General features: G+C 73.4%; 11 protein-coding genes and 2 pseudogenes. 5 read left to right on the top strand and 8 right to left on the bottom strand.

All coding sequences use genetic code 11. The features are described from left to right. The first annotated feature begins 353 nt into the window (after positions 1-353). The 3 genes from ACLF5H_RS09795 (at position 354) to ACLF5H_RS09785 (ending at position 3,760) form a co-directional block, all read left to right on the top strand. Positions 354-1,349, top strand: coding sequence for an asparagine synthetase A (locus ACLF5H_RS09795; RefSeq protein ID WP_421675664.1), 996 nt, complete (start codon positions 354-356; stop codon positions 1,347-1,349). Continuing rightward, positions 1,346-2,602, top strand: a complete 1,257-nt coding sequence (locus ACLF5H_RS09790) for a glutamate synthase-related protein (RefSeq protein WP_421675663.1) — start codon at positions 1,346-1,348, stop codon at positions 2,600-2,602. The genes ACLF5H_RS09795 and ACLF5H_RS09790 overlap by 4 nt, the downstream gene beginning before the upstream one ends. 258 nt (positions 2,603-2,860) lie before the next feature. Beyond that, positions 2,861-3,760 (top strand): LysR substrate-binding domain-containing protein, encoded by a 900-nt coding sequence (locus tag ACLF5H_RS09785; protein ID WP_421675662.1) that lies wholly within the window; start codon positions 2,861-2,863, stop codon positions 3,758-3,760. A gap of 25 nt (positions 3,761-3,785) precedes the next feature. On the opposite strand, the gene ACLF5H_RS09780 is transcribed toward ACLF5H_RS09785, so the two are convergent. Beyond that, positions 3,786-4,715: a ketopantoate reductase family protein gene (locus ACLF5H_RS09780; RefSeq protein WP_421675661.1), complete on the bottom strand. Its 930-nt coding sequence runs from the start codon at positions 4,713-4,715 to the stop codon at positions 3,786-3,788. A gap of 573 nt (positions 4,716-5,288) precedes the next feature. Between ACLF5H_RS09780 and ACLF5H_RS09775 the strand changes: the two genes are divergently transcribed. After that, a complete protein-coding gene (locus tag ACLF5H_RS09775; RefSeq protein ID WP_159708695.1) occupies positions 5,289-5,783 on the top strand; it encodes a transglycosylase SLT domain-containing protein in 495 nt (164 codons plus the stop codon). A 129-nt stretch (positions 5,784-5,912) separates the two neighbouring features. On the opposite strand, the pseudogene ACLF5H_RS09770 reads toward ACLF5H_RS09775, so the two are convergent. From ACLF5H_RS09770 to ACLF5H_RS09755, 4 genes and pseudogenes are all read right to left on the bottom strand, one after another. Next, positions 5,913-7,162: pseudogene (locus ACLF5H_RS09770) on the bottom strand (SWIM zinc finger family protein). A gap of 1,640 nt (positions 7,163-8,802) precedes the next feature. Beyond that, positions 8,803-10,782 (bottom strand): annotated as a pseudogene (locus tag ACLF5H_RS09765) (DEAD/DEAH box helicase); the annotation flags it as partial. Positions 10,783-10,814: 32 nt separating this feature from the next. After that, positions 10,815-11,183: a hypothetical protein gene (locus tag ACLF5H_RS09760; RefSeq protein WP_421675761.1), complete on the bottom strand. Its 369-nt coding sequence runs from the start codon at positions 11,181-11,183 to the stop codon at positions 10,815-10,817. A gap of 108 nt (positions 11,184-11,291) precedes the next feature. Next, positions 11,292-12,023 (bottom strand): DUF998 domain-containing protein, encoded by a 732-nt coding sequence (locus tag ACLF5H_RS09755; protein WP_421675660.1) that lies wholly within the window; start codon positions 12,021-12,023, stop codon positions 11,292-11,294. A gap of 53 nt (positions 12,024-12,076) precedes the next feature. On the opposite strand from ACLF5H_RS09755, the gene ACLF5H_RS09750 reads away from it, so the two are divergent. Next, on the top strand, positions 12,077-12,661 hold the full coding sequence (locus tag ACLF5H_RS09750; RefSeq protein WP_421675659.1) for a TetR/AcrR family transcriptional regulator: 585 nt from the start codon (positions 12,077-12,079) through the stop codon (positions 12,659-12,661). A 109-nt stretch (positions 12,662-12,770) separates the two neighbouring features. On the opposite strand, the gene ACLF5H_RS09745 is transcribed toward ACLF5H_RS09750, so the two are convergent. The 3 genes from ACLF5H_RS09745 to ACLF5H_RS09735 form a co-directional block, all read right to left on the bottom strand. Then, positions 12,771-13,631 carry an alpha/beta fold hydrolase gene (locus tag ACLF5H_RS09745; protein WP_421675658.1) on the bottom strand — a complete coding sequence of 287 codons (861 nt, stop codon included), beginning with the start codon at positions 13,629-13,631 and terminating at the stop codon, positions 12,771-12,773. A gap of 126 nt (positions 13,632-13,757) precedes the next feature. Next, on the bottom strand, positions 13,758-14,534 hold the full coding sequence (locus tag ACLF5H_RS09740) for an SDR family NAD(P)-dependent oxidoreductase (RefSeq protein ID WP_421675657.1): 777 nt from the start codon (positions 14,532-14,534) through the stop codon (positions 13,758-13,760). 174 nt (positions 14,535-14,708) lie between these two features. Next, complete coding sequence (locus ACLF5H_RS09735; RefSeq protein WP_421675656.1) at positions 14,709-15,428, bottom strand: alpha/beta fold hydrolase; 720 nt, start codon at positions 15,426-15,428, stop codon at positions 14,709-14,711. Positions 15,429-15,462 lie beyond the last annotated feature (34 nt).

The following is a 15,462-nucleotide window of genomic DNA, read 5'->3' as shown; positions in this document are numbered from 1 at the left end:
TGGTCTTTACAGCCGACGGCCGAACAAATGAGATAAATGGCGAAGCAGGAGAACTTTACTGACGCCCCGCGAGATGCGTCCGACCTTGACACGTCTCCTGACGTTACGTCAAGATCACGGCGCTGCTCGCAGTAGAGAGTAAACCGCCGACTTTGACTTTGCGGACGAGAGACAACCTTGTCGCGCTGTGCTTCATCTCACAGGCAAAGGTTGCACCTTGCTTGCGTTCGCTTACGAAATAGGTCAGAGCAAAGGCAAATGATTTCTCAACGTTGGTTCAGCCTGAGGTGAGCGGAATGTTTCGCCCCGGATCGGCCGGCCGACGTGACCGACGGACATGAAAGGTTACGAGGTTGTCCCAGGAGACAGGCAGGGTCCAACTGCCCACCCCACGCGCCCACCTGACGTCGGACCGGACCCGCGCCACGCTGGCCGTGCAGAGCAAGTTCCTCACCGGAGCCCGGGAGTTCCTGGTCGGCGAGGGCTTCCAGGAGCTGCTGCCGCCCACGATCGGACCGGTCACCGACCCCGGCGCCCGCGGTGCCAAGCAGGTCGACATCGACTACTACGGGCACCGCTACAAGCTGATGACCAGCGGAATCCTGTACAAGCAGGCCTCCCTGCTCAGCTTCGACAAGATCTTCCACGTGGCCCCGAACGTGCGGCTCGAACCGCTGGAGACCGCGGTCACCCACCGCCATCTGGTGGAGTTCCACCAGCTCGACGTGGAGATCGGCGAGGGCTCCCGGGAGGACGCCCTGGACATCGCCGAACGGCTGACGAAGTACGTGGTGGAGTACGTCCTCGTTCACGCCCAGCCCGAACTCGCCGTTCTGGGACGCGATTTGGAGAGCCTCAAGCAGATACTCGCCGGTCCCTACGGCCGCCGGAGCCACGCCGATGTCGTCGCGGACCTCCAGGGGCGCGGGCACGCGCAGGAGGCCGGCGCGGAGGTCGACTGGGAGGGTGAGGAGATCATCTCCCGGGCCGCCGCCCACCCCTTCTTCATCACCGACTACCCCAAGGGCTCCCGCGGCTTCTACGACAAGGAGAGCACGACGGAGCCGGGGGTGCTGCGCAACTTCGACCTCGTCTTCCCGGGCGGCTTCGGCGAGATGATGAGCGGAAGCGAACGCGAATCCGACTACCGCAATCTCGTCATGCGCATCCGGGAGACCGGGGAGAACCCCGCGAAGTATGACTGGTACTTGACCCTCGCCCGGGAGGGACTCCCGTCCAGCGCCGGTTTCGGGCTCGGCGTGGAGCGCTTCACCCGGTTCCTGTGCGGTCTCGACGCGGCCTGGCAGGCGTCGGGCTACCCGAAGCTCCCGGGGGACCCGCGGCCATGACCGATCTGCACGCCCCGGGTTTCCCCCGGCGGCAGGTGGCGGAACGCGCCCGGCACGGCACCGCGATGGCGTTCCCCGACGCCGACGGCTACGGGACGACCATGTTCGGGCAGCAGCCCGCGGAGCCGGACGCGCCCCTGGACGCGATCGACCGGACCCGCCTGGTGCCCCCGGTCTTCGTGCCCCGGCGCCTTGAGCGGCTGATCGACCTGGGCCGTGAGCCGGTGGTCGGGGACGCCGAACTCGCCACCACCATCGGGGGGTTCAGCTCTCCGCTGCCCGTCTACGTCTCCGCGTTCGGCTCGACCCGGGTCGCCGGCGGCGACCTCGGCCGGGCCGTAGCACGCCAGGCGGGCCGGCTGGGCATCCCCATGGTCATTGGCGAGAACATCGTCCCCGTCGCCGGTTACGGCCGGATGGCGCGGACGGCTCCCAGCTCGCTGCTGCAAAGAATCACCGAGTACGCGGCGGCCGTCCCCGACGGACAGGGCGGTGTCGTCGTCCAGCAGAGCACCGAGGACGCCGACGCCGAGGTCTGGAACCTCGTCCACAGCGATCCCGCGGTGCGGCCGCTGCTCGAATCGGGCCGTCTGGCCTTCGAGTTGAAGGTGGGCCAGGGCGCCAAGCCCGGACTCGGCGGCATGACGCTCGTACCGCGCGAGAAGGCCGCCGCGCTCTCCGCGCAGTACGACCTCATGGACGTCTTCGGCGCCGACAGCGACGCGGTGCTGCGGTGCAGCAGTCCGGGCACCTTCACCGACGAGATCCTGCGGCAGCAGATCCGGCTCATGCGGAACAACTATCCGCGCTGCCGGGTGTGGGTGAAGCTGCCGCCGGCCCGCGATGTGGGCGAGGCCGCGGCCGTCGCCTGGACGGCCGGGGCGGACGCGGTCGGCGTGGACGGCGCCGAGGGCGGCACCGGCTGGGCGCCCCGGGCGTTCCTCGGCCATGTCGGGCTGCCGCTCGCGGAGTGCCTCGACCGGGTCGACCCCCAGGACCACTGCCTGCTCGTCACCGGGCGGATCTGGGAGGGGGCGCGCGCCACCAAGTGCCTCGCGCTCGGCGCCCGCGCCGTGGGTCTCGGCCGGGCCGCGCTCGCGGCGGTGGACGCGGATCCGGACGGCGGTCTGGTGAACCTGGTGGAGTGCCTGGCGCTGGAGATGCGGATGCTGCTCAGTTCGCTCGGCAAGTACGAGGTGTCCGAGCTGGGCCGGGAGGACCTCTGGTCCGAGGAGCGGCCCACGCTGCGCTGACCGGGGCGCGGCACATGCGGGCGCCGTCCGCGACGGGGGTCGTCTCCCCCGGACCGGGCGGCGCCGCGCGCGGCGAACGGTCGGCACCCGCCCGGGACGCAAGCCGTCCGAGGCCCCGCATGCTCAGGGCTCGTACTGTCACAGGCAGGTTGCCGCCGCGCCCGATCAAGATCTCAGAGGCCGAGAACTCCAGTCAATCCTGGAGTTTTCTGGCGAAAACCCAAGCGTTCCCTTGGGTCTCCTCCCTACGATGCCGTGGTGACCCTGGAAGACCTGAAGGTGTTCGCGGCCGTGTGCGAGGCGCACAACCTCAGCACGGTGGCCCGCGAGATGAAGTGCACCCAGTCCGCCGTGAGCCAGCACATCCGGCGGCTGGAGAAGGAGACCGGGCTGCCGCTGGTCGAGCGCCGGCCGCGCGGGGTGGTGCCGACCGGGGCGGGGCTGATCCTGCACCGCGCCGTGCAGGAGGGGCTCACCGCGCTGCACGACGCCATGCGGCTGCTGGACGAACTGCGCACGGGCCGGCACGGCAGTGTGGCGATCGCCACGGGCAGCACCACGATCCGCCATTTCATGGGCGCCTCGGTCAAGGAGTTCCGGCACACCTTTCCCGAGGTGCGCCTGGAGTTCCACACCGAGCGCTCCAGCGAGCGCTGCCTGGACGCGCTGCGCAAGGGCCTCGTCGAGCTGGCCTGGGTCACCATCACTCCGGACGTGCACGGCCTGGAGCAGCGTCCGGTGATCGACCTGGACTGGGTGCTGGCCGTGCACCGGGACGATCCCCTCGCCGCCGAGGCCGCCCTGTCCCTCGCGGATCTCTCCCGCACCCAGCTGATCCGGCCGCCGGCCGGCACCAGCTCCGGACGGCAGGTGGACGAGCGGCTGGGCCTCGGCCCCACCAGCGCCACCGACTGGGACACCGCCCTGCTGCTGGCCGAGCTGGGCCTGGGTCACGCGCTGGTGCCCGCGGTCCCGGGGGTGACCTCGCGCCCGGACCCGCTCCGGCTGATCCCGGTGCGCGGGCTGGTGCCGCTGGAGGTCGGCTGGGCGGCCCGCCAGTGGTCGGCGCTGTCCCCCTCCGCGCACGCCTTCGCCGAGACGGTGATCGCCCACCTCGACGCGCGGGGCGGCACGGCCGAGGAGCGGAAGACGTCCTGAGCCGTGCCGCCCCGCGGGCCGGTGGTCAGACGGAGGGGGCCGTCGCCGCGCCGTCGGCCAGTTCCGCGACCAGGCGGGTGGCGAGCGGCACCTCGATGCCGTGCCGCTCGGCCGCCCGCAGTACGGCGCCGCCGATCGCGTCCAGCTCCAGCGCCCGGCCGGCCTCCGCGTCCCGCAGCATGGAGGACTTGCTCCCCGCCGGGAAGGCGTCGTAGCGCGCGAGCACCTGGGCGGCGTCGCCCGGTCCCCCGCAGGCCCGGCTCACCGCGGTGGTCTCCTCGACCAGCGCCGCCAGCTCCTTGGGGTGCTCGTCGCGGATGCCGCCGATCGACAGCCCGTAGCGCGTGGTGAGCAGGGCGAAGGGCGCGAGGAAGGCCAGCTTGGCCCAGAGGGCGGCGTTCTCGTCGGCGACCGTGCGGGTCTTCACCCCGGCGGCGTTCAGCACGGCGGCCAGCGGCGCGAGCCGGGCCTCGTCGGCGCCGGTCACATCGATCTCGGTGAAGGGGCTGCCGTGCTCGACGACGCCCGCGGCGGTACGGGTGGACTCGACCCGGATGACGGCCGGTACGACCTGCTCGGCGCCGTGGCGTGCGCGCAGCGCGGCGACGTGCTCGACGCCGTTGAGCAGCGGCAGCACAAAGCCCTGGGCATACTGCGGCGGCACCCGGTCGAGCGCCGCGTCGAGCGCGGTGTGCTTGACGGTGACCAGGCACAGGTCCACGGGCTCGCGCAGTTCGGTGTCCGCCTCCACCGGTGCCGTGAAGTCGCCGTGCTGCCCGCTGGACACCCGGATGCCGTCCCGGGCGAGCGTCCGCGCGGTGTCCTCGCCCGCCAGGCAGATCACCCGGTGTCCGGCGCGGGAGAGCAGGGCCGCGAGGAGGCCGCCGACGCCCCCGGGGCCCAGCACGGCGATGGTCCAGGGCGTTGCGGGCGCGGTGTCCGGCGCGGTGTCCATAGAAGGGGTGCCCTCTCCTTGGGCCGCGGCAGCGACCGGGGAATCGTCAGGATGTCCGGCAAGATCATCAGTTTGCGCCCAGGGCGCCGTCAACCCCAGGGATCGCTGGGGACGCCGTAGCGAAGCCTTGGTGTGCTCCACGGACCGTCACCGCGCCCTTGCGGCGCGTCCGGAAACGAGACCCCGCGACCCCTCGCGCGGCCGGCCCCCGCTCCCCCGAATCGGGGCCGATCCAGGCCGTTTTGGGGCCCCTGCTTGTGACGCCACCCATAGGAGCCAGATCACGTCCTAGGGCGGGCCGTAGGAACGGGACGCCCTGAGCTGCGCAGACATCTCCATATCGGTACATAACGGGCATTGCTCCGAAGAGGGGTAGTACGTCACATCCTTGCCAAGCACTTCGGCCCCGGCTAACCATTGCTGTCGTTGCCGGGAAGCAACGGGCCGGACCGAGCGGATCTCCGCCGGAGTCGCCCGGTCCCACCCGCAGCGCGGGGCACACCGCCCCACCGCCACCGCGAGATTCGCGGCAGGCACGACCTTGTCCCCCAGAGGAAGAGTTCACGCATGACCATGGCCACCACCCGCACCCGCATCGCCCGCCTCGCCGTCACCGGTCTCGCCACCACCGGAGCCGCTGCCGCGGCCCTGACCCTGGTGCCGACCGGCGCGCAGGCCGCCGAGATGCCGCAGGTGCACGCCTCTGTGGTCAAGGCATCCCACACCACCGCCGCCAAGGCGGGCTCCGGCAACAACCTGGACGGCTGGATCAAGCAGTCGCTGGCCATCATGAAGGCCAAGGGCATCCCCGGTAGCTACGACGGTCTGAAGCGCAACATCATGCGCGAGTCCGGCGGTAACCCCAACGCGCAGAACAACTGGGACATCAACGCCAAGAACGGCGTTCCGTCCAAGGGTCTGCTCCAGGTGATCTCCCCCACCTTCAACGCGTACCACGTCTCCGGTACCGCGAAGAACATCACCGACCCGGTGGCGAACATCACCGCCGCGGCCAACTACGCCGCCCACCGCTACGGTTCGATCGACAACGTCAACTCGGCGTACTGATCGCACTGATCGACGCGGTCCCCGCACCGAAGGCCGGTGCCGGCAGCTCCCACGCTGCCGGCACCGGCCTTTTCCATGTCCCGGCGGGAGCGGGTCGTTCGGCGAGGCCGGTGCGTTCGGCGGGGTCGGTCAGGCGCTGTCCGGGGTGCCGAGTCCGGTGAGCGCGCCGACCGGGTCCAGGTCAGGGGTGCCCCGGGGCCACCAGTCCTCTTCGCCGGGCTCGGACTCGTAGCCGTACCAGAGTCCGTCGCGGCCCAGGCGGAGCTGGAGCCGGCCGAGCGGGTGGGTGAGGCGGTTGCGCCAGGGCCGGAACGCGGGCAGGTCGGCGGCGAGCAGCAGCGGCCGGGCCCGGTCGAAGCGGCCGGCCGGGGGGTCCCACGGCTCCTCCAGGACGGCCAGCCCCGCCACCCCGCCCTGCCGCCAGGCGGCGACGGCCCGCGCGAGGTCGCCCGGGGTGCGGTCGGTGGCCTGGGCGAGCGTCGCGTAGAGCGCGCGGGTCGTCACGGTCAGCCCGGATCCGGGGCGGGCGGCGGCGAGCCGTACCGCGTCCTGCCACAGGGACAGCTCGCCGACCGGGTCGCGTCCGGTGCCGAGCAGCGCGTGCGCGCGGGCGGCGGCGTCGGTCGCCAGCTGGTCCAGCGCGAACGGGTCCGGGCCGCCGGGCGCGGACGGCGCCTGACGGGGGTACCTGACAGTGCGCCGACAGGTGCGTCACGTACTGTCGAGGCATGCCACGCCGCACCGAGACGATGCTCGGCCGAAGGCGCCCGGTCGCGTCCGTCGCGGGCCGCGCGGGCGGCGCTGCGCCGGGAGAGCGCGTCGAGCAGCTCCCGCTCGCCCCGGCCGCGCAGGAGCAGCAGCACGAAGGGGTCGGCGTCGAGCAGCCGCGCCGTCTGGTAGCAGAGGGCGGCCGCGTGCTTGCAGGGGTGACCCGAGTCGGGGCAGCTGCACCGCGGGGCGAGGTCGCCGGGGCCGGGCAGCAGCGGGACCCCGCAGTCGGCGAGGGAGTGCGGCAGCTCCTTGTCGAGCAGCGCGGCGATATGGCCGGGCCGGTCGACGGCGGCGTCCAGGAACCGCTCCCACTCGGCGTCCTCCAGCGGCCGTACCCGCACCTGGACGCGGTACGGGCGGGGGCGGCTCCCCCGCACATAGGCGAGGACCGATCCCGGGGTGACGGTGATCGCGTCCACATGCCCCTGGTCCGCGTACCCCCGGCCGCGCGCCACCCGCTTGGCGTCCAGCGCGCCCCGCTCCAGCGCCTCCACCCATGCGTTCCCCCACCAGGTCCGGGCGAACGGCCCGTCCTCGGCCCGCTCCCCGCGGGGCGCGAACGCCGGGAACGTACGGCGGTGTTCACCGTCCCGGTGCGGGGTGGCCATGGTGGGCGGCGCGTGCGACACGGCGGGCTCGTGCTCGGGTTCGGGTTCGGGTTCGGGTTCGGGGAGAGTGGGCGCGGTATCGGTCTCCGGGGGCATCCGGAAGGCGTCCTTGAGGAACCGCCGCATCTCACCGGCCGCCTTGAGCCGCGCGGCACGGGAGGGGTCGTGCTCGGCGGCGGGCGCGAGGGAGGGCACGCCCTTGGCCCGGGCCTCCGCGCCGGTCCCCACCGACCGCCCGGCCTTACGCCGCCCCCCACGATCGGCCTCCGCCGCCTCCGCCTCCACCCGCAACGCCTCACGCCGCGCGGCCCGCAGCGCCTCTCGGGCGATGTCCCCGGGACGGGGCCGGGGGGTGCCGTCGGAGACGGAACGCGGTCCGGGGTCGGGGCTGGGGCTGGCGCTGGGGCTGGGGTGTGGATCGGGGCGAGGGCCGGAGACGCCGCCGGGAGCGGGGGCACGGTCGGGGTGGGGCGCGAGATCGGGGCGAGGGCCGGAGACGCCGCCGGGCGCGGGGTTCTGGTCGGGGTGGGGCGCGCGATCGGGAGCGGGGGCATGGTCAGGGTGCGGCACGCAGTCGGAGTGGGGTGCGCGGTCGGGGCCGAGGTCACGGTCGGAGTGCGGCGCACGGTCAGGGCGCGGCGCACGATCAGGGCCGAGGTCACGGTCGGGAGCGGAGCCATGGCCGAAGCCGGTGTCCTGGGCCCCGCCGGGTCCGTGGCCGGAGCCGATGTCCCGGCCCTGGTGGGTGCCGTGGACCTGGCCGGTGCCGTGAGCGAGACCGACGTCCCGGCCCTGCCCGGCGCCGTGACCCTGATCGGTGCCGTGACCGAGGCCGGTGTCCTGGCCCCGGCCGGTGTCGTGACCGATGCCGGTGTCCTGGCCCCGGCCGGTGCCGTGACCGAGGCCGGTTTCCTGGCCCCGGCCGGTGCCGTGACCGAGGCCGGTTTCCTGGCCCCGGCCGGTGCCGTGACCGAGGCCGGTGTCCTGGCCCTGGCCAGTGTCGTCACCGAAGCCGACGCCCCGGCTCTGCCCGGCGCCGTGACCCTGGTCGGTACCGTGCCCGAAGCCGACGTCCCCGCCCTGCCCGGTGCCGTGGCCGAAGCCGACATTCCGGCCCTGGCCGGTGTCCTCGTCCTGGTGTCCCGCGCGCTCGACGCGGCTGCCGCCGACGGCGGCTGCCCGCAGTGCCGCCCTCGCGGCATCCCCTGGCCTGGGCGCGGGCTCGGCGGTACGGCCCTCGGAGCCGTCGAGCCCCGGCTCGCCCGCCCGGTCCGGCTGCGTGCCGAGGCCGACCGCACCGGACTCGGCGACCGACCCGGCCGTCCCCGCTGCGGCGGAGCTGTCTCCCGTCGGCCCGTCGTCGACCACCCCGTCCGCACCGGGCACGGCCGACTCCGCCCCCGGACGTGCCCGCTCTCCCTCGAACCCCACGTCCAGCCCCAGGCCCCCCTCCCAGACCGCCCGCTCCGCCCCCGGACGTGCCCGCCCCCCGCTGTCCCGCTCCCCGTCGAACCCCTCGTCCAGCCCCCGCCGCCCCTCCGAGACCGCCCGCTCCGCCCCCGGCAGGGCCCGTGCCCGGCGTCGGGCCGCCCGCAGGGCCTCGCGGGCGAGGTCGGCCGGGCGGTTGGAGTCGGTGGGGGTCATGGGGTGCTCCGCAGGGAGACGAGGTCGGAGAGCTCGCGGTCGGTCAGTTCGGTGAGGGCGGCCTCGCCGGAGCCGAGGATGGCGTCGGCCAGCGCCCGCTTCGCGGCGAGCATCTCGGCGATCCGGTCCTCCACGGTGCCCTCGGTGACCAGGCGGTGGACCTGGACGGGCTGGGTCTGGCCGATGCGGTAGGCGCGGTCGGTGGCCTGTTCCTCGACGGCCGGGTTCCACCAGCGGTCGAAGTGCACGACATGCCCGGCGCGGGTGAGGTTCAGGCCGGTGCCCGCGGCCTTCAGGGAGAGGACCAGCACCGGGGTACCGCCGTCCTGGAAGCGGTCGACCATGCGCTCGCGCTCCGGCACCGGGGTGCCGCCGTGCAGCAGTTCCACGGGGATCGCGCGGGCGGAGAGATGGGCGGTGATCAGCCGGGCCATGCCGACGTACTGGGTGAAGACGAGCACCGAGCCGTCCTCGGCGAGGACCGTGTCCAACAGCTCGTCCAGCAGGGCGAGTTTGCCCGAGCGGTGGACCAGCCGGTCGGTGGCCCCGGCCTCCTTGAGATAGAGCGCGGGGTGGTCGCAGATCTGCTTCAGCGCGCCGAGCAGCTTCAGCACGAGGCCCCTGCGCGCGATGCCCTCGGCGGTCTCGATGGCCAGCATCGACTCACGCACCACCGCCTCGTACAGCGCGGCCTGTTCGCGGGTGAGCGGCACCGGGTGGTCGGTCTCGGTCTTCGGCGGCAGCTCCGGGACGATGCCGGGGTCGGACTTCCTGCGCCGCAGCAGGAAGGGCCGCACGAGACGGCCGAGCCGGTCCACGGCCTCCTGGTCCTCGCCGTTCTCCACCGCGCGGGCGTGCCGGGCGCGGAAGGACTTCAGCGGGCCGAGGAGCCCGGGGGTGGTCCAGTCGAGCAGGGCCCACAGCTCGGAGAGGTTGTTCTCCACCGGGGTGCCGGTGAGCGCCACCCGCGCGGGCGCCTCGATGGTGCGCAGCGCCTTGGCGGTGGCCGAGTAGGGGTTCTTCACATGCTGGGCCTCGTCCGCGACGACCATCCCCCAGGGGTGCTCGGCGAGTTGGGCCGCGGCGGAGCGCATGGTGCCGTACGTGGTGAGGACGAAGCCGCCGTCGGGTCCGGCCAGGGTGCGTTCCGTGCCGTGGAAGCGGCGGACGGGGACGCCGGGGGCGAACCGGGTGATCTCCCGCTGCCAGTTGCCCAGCAGGGAGGCGGGGCAGACCACGAGGGTGGGTTCGCTGCGCGCCCGCTTGAGGTGCAGGGCGATGAGGGTGACGGTCTTGCCGAGACCCATGTCGTCGGCCAGGCAGCCGCCGAGTCCGAGGGAGGTCATCAGGTCCAGCCAGGCGAGTCCGCGCAGTTGGTAGTCGCGCAGGGTGGCGGCGAGTCCCGGGGGCGGCTCGGCGGGGCGCAGGCCCGCGGTGAGGCGGTCGCGGAGGGTGGCGAGGGCGCCGACGGGCACGGCCCGGACGGTCTCGCCGTCGACCTCGGCGGTGCCGGTGAGCGCCACGGACAGCGCGTCGAGGGGGTCGAGCAGGCCCAGTTCCCGTTTGCGGGCCTTGCGGACGAGGGCGGGGTCGACGAGCACCCAGCGGTCCCGCAGTCGTACGACGGGACGGTGGGCCTCGGCGAGGGCGTCCATCTCGGCCTCGTCCAGCGGGTCCCCGCCGAGCGCGAGCTGCCAGCGGAAGCGCAGCAGGTCCTCGCTCTCGAAGAAGCCGGTGCCGTCGGTCGCGGAGCCGGGTGCGGGCCGTACCTCGGCGGTGGCGGTGAGGTCGCGGGCGAGGTCCCGGGGCCAGTGCACGGCGACCCCGGCGGCGGCGAGGCGGCTCGCCGCGACGCCGAGCAGGTCGCCCACTTCCTCCTCGGACAGGGCGAGGACGTCGGGCACGTCCTGTTCGGCGAGCCGGTCCAGGGGCGGCCACACCCGTCCGGCGCGGCGCACGGCGAGGGCCGCGTCCACGAACCCGCCGACGAGGCCCGCAACGCCATCTACTACCTGGACGAACTGCACGCCGACGCCGTCGGCGACGTCCTGGAGGACCTCACCGCCGAACTGGAGCGCGTCGGCGTCCACCTGCCCGAGCGGACCAGCAGGGGCAGGGCCGCGGCGAGCGGCAGGCCCAGCGCGGGCACCTGGCGGCGGCGCGCTCCGGCGCCGTGCCGTCGTACGACCGTGAGCTCCTCGGGGTCGGCGGACGCGGGGGGCAGGGGCTCGCCCGCGGGGTCCCAGAAGGCGATACGGCCCTCGCGGGGCAGCGGCGCGGGCAGATAGACCGCGGCCAGCCGCACCGGCACCGGTTCCTCGCCGGACGCCGTCCGGGAACCCGCCGTCCGCTCGGCCGCCATCGCCACACCGCTCATACGCTCCGCCACCTCCCGCCGCACATCGGATCCGACGCCTCCGACTCTACGGGCGGGGTCTGACAACCGGCCCCGACGGCCGCCCGGGGCCCCGCCGTGACGGCTCGCTCACCCGGTCCGCGACGCGCGTTCCTCGAAGACACCGAGGACCGGGGGGTCGAGCGGTGGCCGCGGGCGTCGAGCGAGCAGCCAGCCGCCCACCAGCACCTCGAACGCCAGGATCGTGTAGACCGCGATGCGCTCGGGGACGCCGCCGGCCGTGTCGTAGAGGGGCCGGTCGAGCTGCAACAACGCGAACGCGGCCAGGCCGAGGATCCCGAGGGCCGTCGCGGCTCTTCGGAGCGGGCGTGGTGCGCCCACGCGGGGCCCGTCGGCGCCCGCCATGAGCGCGATCACGTTCCCCGCGAGGATCGTGACGGCCGCCCCGATGCTGTGTCCCACGATCACGCCGTTGTGCAGTGCGGCGGCCGACTCGTGGAAGAGGCCGACGAGGATCACCCCGACGCCGTGCGCGATCGCCAGGCCGAACAGCCACCGCCCCCGCCGGGCGGCCGCGGTGCCGAGAAGGAGCGCGGCGGCCGTGATGAAGAGCGTTCCCTGGGTGATGAACGCCGCGTCCATCACCAGGTGCAGCGGCGAGTCGATGCGCCGCCCGGCGAATACGTCGCCCGCGACGGGGTTGCCGAGGTCGCTGATGAAGTTGACGGCGTAGCTGTAGGAGGGGCGGTGCCACGCCGAGGCGGTGAGGTACTCCAGTACGACGTACTGGACGCCCGCCAGGATCAGCAGGGCACCGGCCCAACGGGAGCGCCTGGATATTTTCTGGACTCTCGCGTCCATGACCATCCGATCTCATTTATGGACTTCAAAGTCCACATTGCTAGGATCGCTTCATGCCCACACCCAAGGGAGAAGCGACCAAGGCGCGGATCCTGGAGGCTGCCGCCGATCTCCTGGTCACCGGGAACGGCATCAACCTCGACGACGTCATGCGCGTGACCCGCACCAGCAAGGGACAGCTGTTCCACTACTTCCCGGGCGGGCGGGACGAGCTGCGCCGGGAGGCCGCCGCGCGCCACCTCGCCCGGCTCGCGGAGGCCGAGGCCCCGGCGGCACTGGCGACCTGGCAGGACTGGGAGGACTGGATCGCGCAGATCCTGCGGCTGCACGAGCGGCAGTCCCAGGACGACGCCTGCGAGGTGGCCGCGCTGGCGGGCCGCGCCCTGGACACGGACAAGCTCACCCGCGATCTCGTCGGCCGTACATACGAGTTGTGGGCCGAGACGCTCTGCGATCAGCTGCGGGCCATGCGGGACGCCGGTCTGCTGCGAGCGAACGCCCCGGTCCCCGAGCTCGCCTCCACCGTGCTCGCCGCGCTTCAGGGCGGCGCGGTCATCGACAAGGCGACCGGCTCCCACCGGCATCTCGGTTCCGCCCTGCGCCAGACGCTCGTCCTGCTGCGGGCGTACGCGGCGTAGCCGAAGCGGGATCCCCGGGCCGCCGCGCCGTCGGCCACCGGTACGCCCCCCGCGTGCACGGCAATCCGGCCTCCGGAGCGCGGCCCCTCGCGGGTGACCGGCGGGCGGATCAGCGCGCGGTCGCGGTCGCCGTCCGCTCGATGAGGGCGGTCACGGGCCTGGGGTTGGTGAACATGATCAGGTGGGGGCCGTTCACCTCGACGGTGTGCGCGTGGGCCCGGGCGGCCATGAAGCGCTCGAGGTCGGGTGCGATGGCGTGGTCCTGCTTGGCCACCATGTACCAGGACGGGACGGACGCCCAGGCCGGAGTGCCGGACCGCTCGTTGACGGAGTCGAGGCTGAGGGGCCGCTGCTCCGCCGCGAGCGCCTGTGCCTCGGACGCCGGGAGTTCGTTGTCGAGGAACACGTCGCCGTACTTGGCGGGGTCGATGGTCAGTTCCGTGCCCGTGCCGCCGTCCGGCTTCGGGTAGGTCGAGGGCTGGGCCGGGACCGGGGGGATGGGGTGGGCCACCGGCTTGCTGTTCAGCCCGGCCAGGGAGTCGCCCTCGGCGGGCGCGAACGCGGCTATGTAGACAAGTGCCTTGACGTTCGGGTTGCCGACGGCGGCGTCGGTGATGACGGCGCCGCCGTAGGAGTGGCCGACCAGGATGATCGGACCCTGGATCTGCTTGAGGTAGGCGGCGATGTACTGCGCGTCCGAGGTGAGGCCCCGCAGCGGGTTCGGGGGCGCCTTGACGGTGTAGCCGTCCTTCTGCAGTTTCTCGGCGACCGGGGTCCAGCCGGAGGCGTCGGCCCAGGCGCCGTGCACCAGGACGACGGTGGGTTTCTGCGAGACCGCGGCGCTCGCGAGCGCCACCGGATGCGGGTGAGCCGCGGGGTCGGCGCTCGCGCCGGGTCCGACGGCCAGGGCCGCCCCCGTCACGGCGGCCGCCGCACCGAGAAGGCTGACGAACCGGGTGGTGCGCTTCATGGTCGTACTCCGATCTCACGGGTGATCATGCGGGGACTCCGCCCCGCCGCTCGCGGACCGCGGGAGCCTTCGAGCGGCGGGCGGAAGAACAAGGTGCGTGTCGTATGCGTACGCGGAAGCGACAGCTCAGCGGGCCGCGAGCAGGCCGCCGTCGACGGGCAGTACGGCGCCGTGGATGTGGGCGGCCTGGTCGCCGAGCAGGAAGACCACGGCCGCGGCGACCTCCTCGCCGGTACCCGGGCGCCGGTCCGGGACGGCCGCTGTCAACTGGCGCAGGTTCTCGTGGTAGGGCGCGTTGGCGGGCGTCATCGTGGGTCCCGGGGCGACCGCGTTGACCCGGATGCCCCGCGCGGCGAGTTCGGCGGCCCAGGAGGCGGTGAGGGAGTGCAGGGCCGCCTTCGTCGCGCCGTAGAGGGCGGCCACCGGCATGCCGACCACGCCGTTGACCGAGCCCATGTTGACTATGGCACCGCCGCCGGACGCGAGCATGCCGGGGACGACGGCCCTGGTCAGCAGGGCCGGCGCTTTGACGTTCACGGCCAGCGCCCGGTCGGCGAGTGACTCGTCGACATCGAGGAGCGACTGCGCGGGGATCAGCTGGGCCGCGTTGTTGACGAGCAGGTCGATCGCTCCGCCGGCGGCATCGGTCGCACCTGCCACGAGGCTCTCGACGGCACTCGCGCCTTCGGCGAGGTCGGCGGCGACGAAGTGCGCGGCCCCGCCCTCCGCCCTGATGCCCGCGAGGACGGCCTCGCCCTGGAGGGCGTCACGGCCGGAGACAACCACGGTGGCGCCTTCGCGCGCGAGCGCCTCCGCGACGGCGCGACCGATCCCGGAGGTGGATCCGGTGACCAGGGCACGGTGCCCGGTGAGCCGCTTCGGGGTGGGGATGTTCTGGGTCATGGGCCCTCTTCGACGTAGGTGGTGGAGGCGGTGCCGCGGCCGAGCGCGAAAGAACCTTTTGGACTCGGACACCCAGAACTGTGCTCCCTATTTTTTGGACTTTCAAGTCCAGAAACTACTCCGGCGGACGGTCGGAGGACGGCACCCCGCAGCACGGCGAAAAGGGGCGGACGCTCAGAGCTGGGAGAGCGCCGTGGTGATGAGCGCAGCGGCGCGTACCGGCTGGGCGATGAACGCGGCGTGGGAGCCGTCGACCTCCTGGACCGTCGCCTTCATCCGCTGGGCCATGAACTCCTGCGCCTGCGGCGGGATCGCGTTGTCCCGGCGGGCGAGCTGGTACCAGGTGGGCAGGTCCCGCCAGCTCGCCGCGGTGGCGTTCTCGCTGAACGCGGCCGCCGCGAGGGGGCGTTGGGCGGCGCACATGGCCCGGGCCACGTCGACGGGGACATCGGCGCAGAACGTCTCGCGGAAGCGGTCACGCCGGATGTACAGGTCGGGTCCCCCGGCGGCGCCGGGGGCGTCGTAGGGGGTGGGCTCGACGGTGGCGGCCAGCAACGACGGCGGGAACGGCGCCTGGACGCCCGCGCAGCTCTCCCCGGCCGCCGGGCCGAACGCGGCCAGGTAGACCAGCCCGAGGACGTTGTCGAGACCGGCCGCGGCCTGTCCGATCACCGCACCGCCGTAGGAGTGGCCGACCAGCAGGACCGGCCCTTCGACGGCCGAGAGCACGGCACGCAGCGCGGTGGCGTCGTGGGCGAGGCCCCGCAGCGGGTTGGCGGGAGCGACCACCTGGTGGCCGAAGGCGGTGAGTTCCGCGGTGAGCCCGGCGAAGCCGGAGGCGTCGGCGAAGGCGCCGTGGACCAAGACGATCGTGGGTGAGTCGGTTCCCGTCATGAGGCGTCTCCTGATCGAGGGGGCGGCGGCGCGG

Origin of the sequence: Streptomyces sp. LaBMicrA B280, from assembly GCF_049222185.1 — a bacterium.
Lineage (GTDB): Bacteria > Actinomycetota > Actinomycetes > Streptomycetales > Streptomycetaceae > Streptomyces > Streptomyces murinus.
This window is presented reverse-complemented; position numbering and strand designations above follow the sequence as displayed.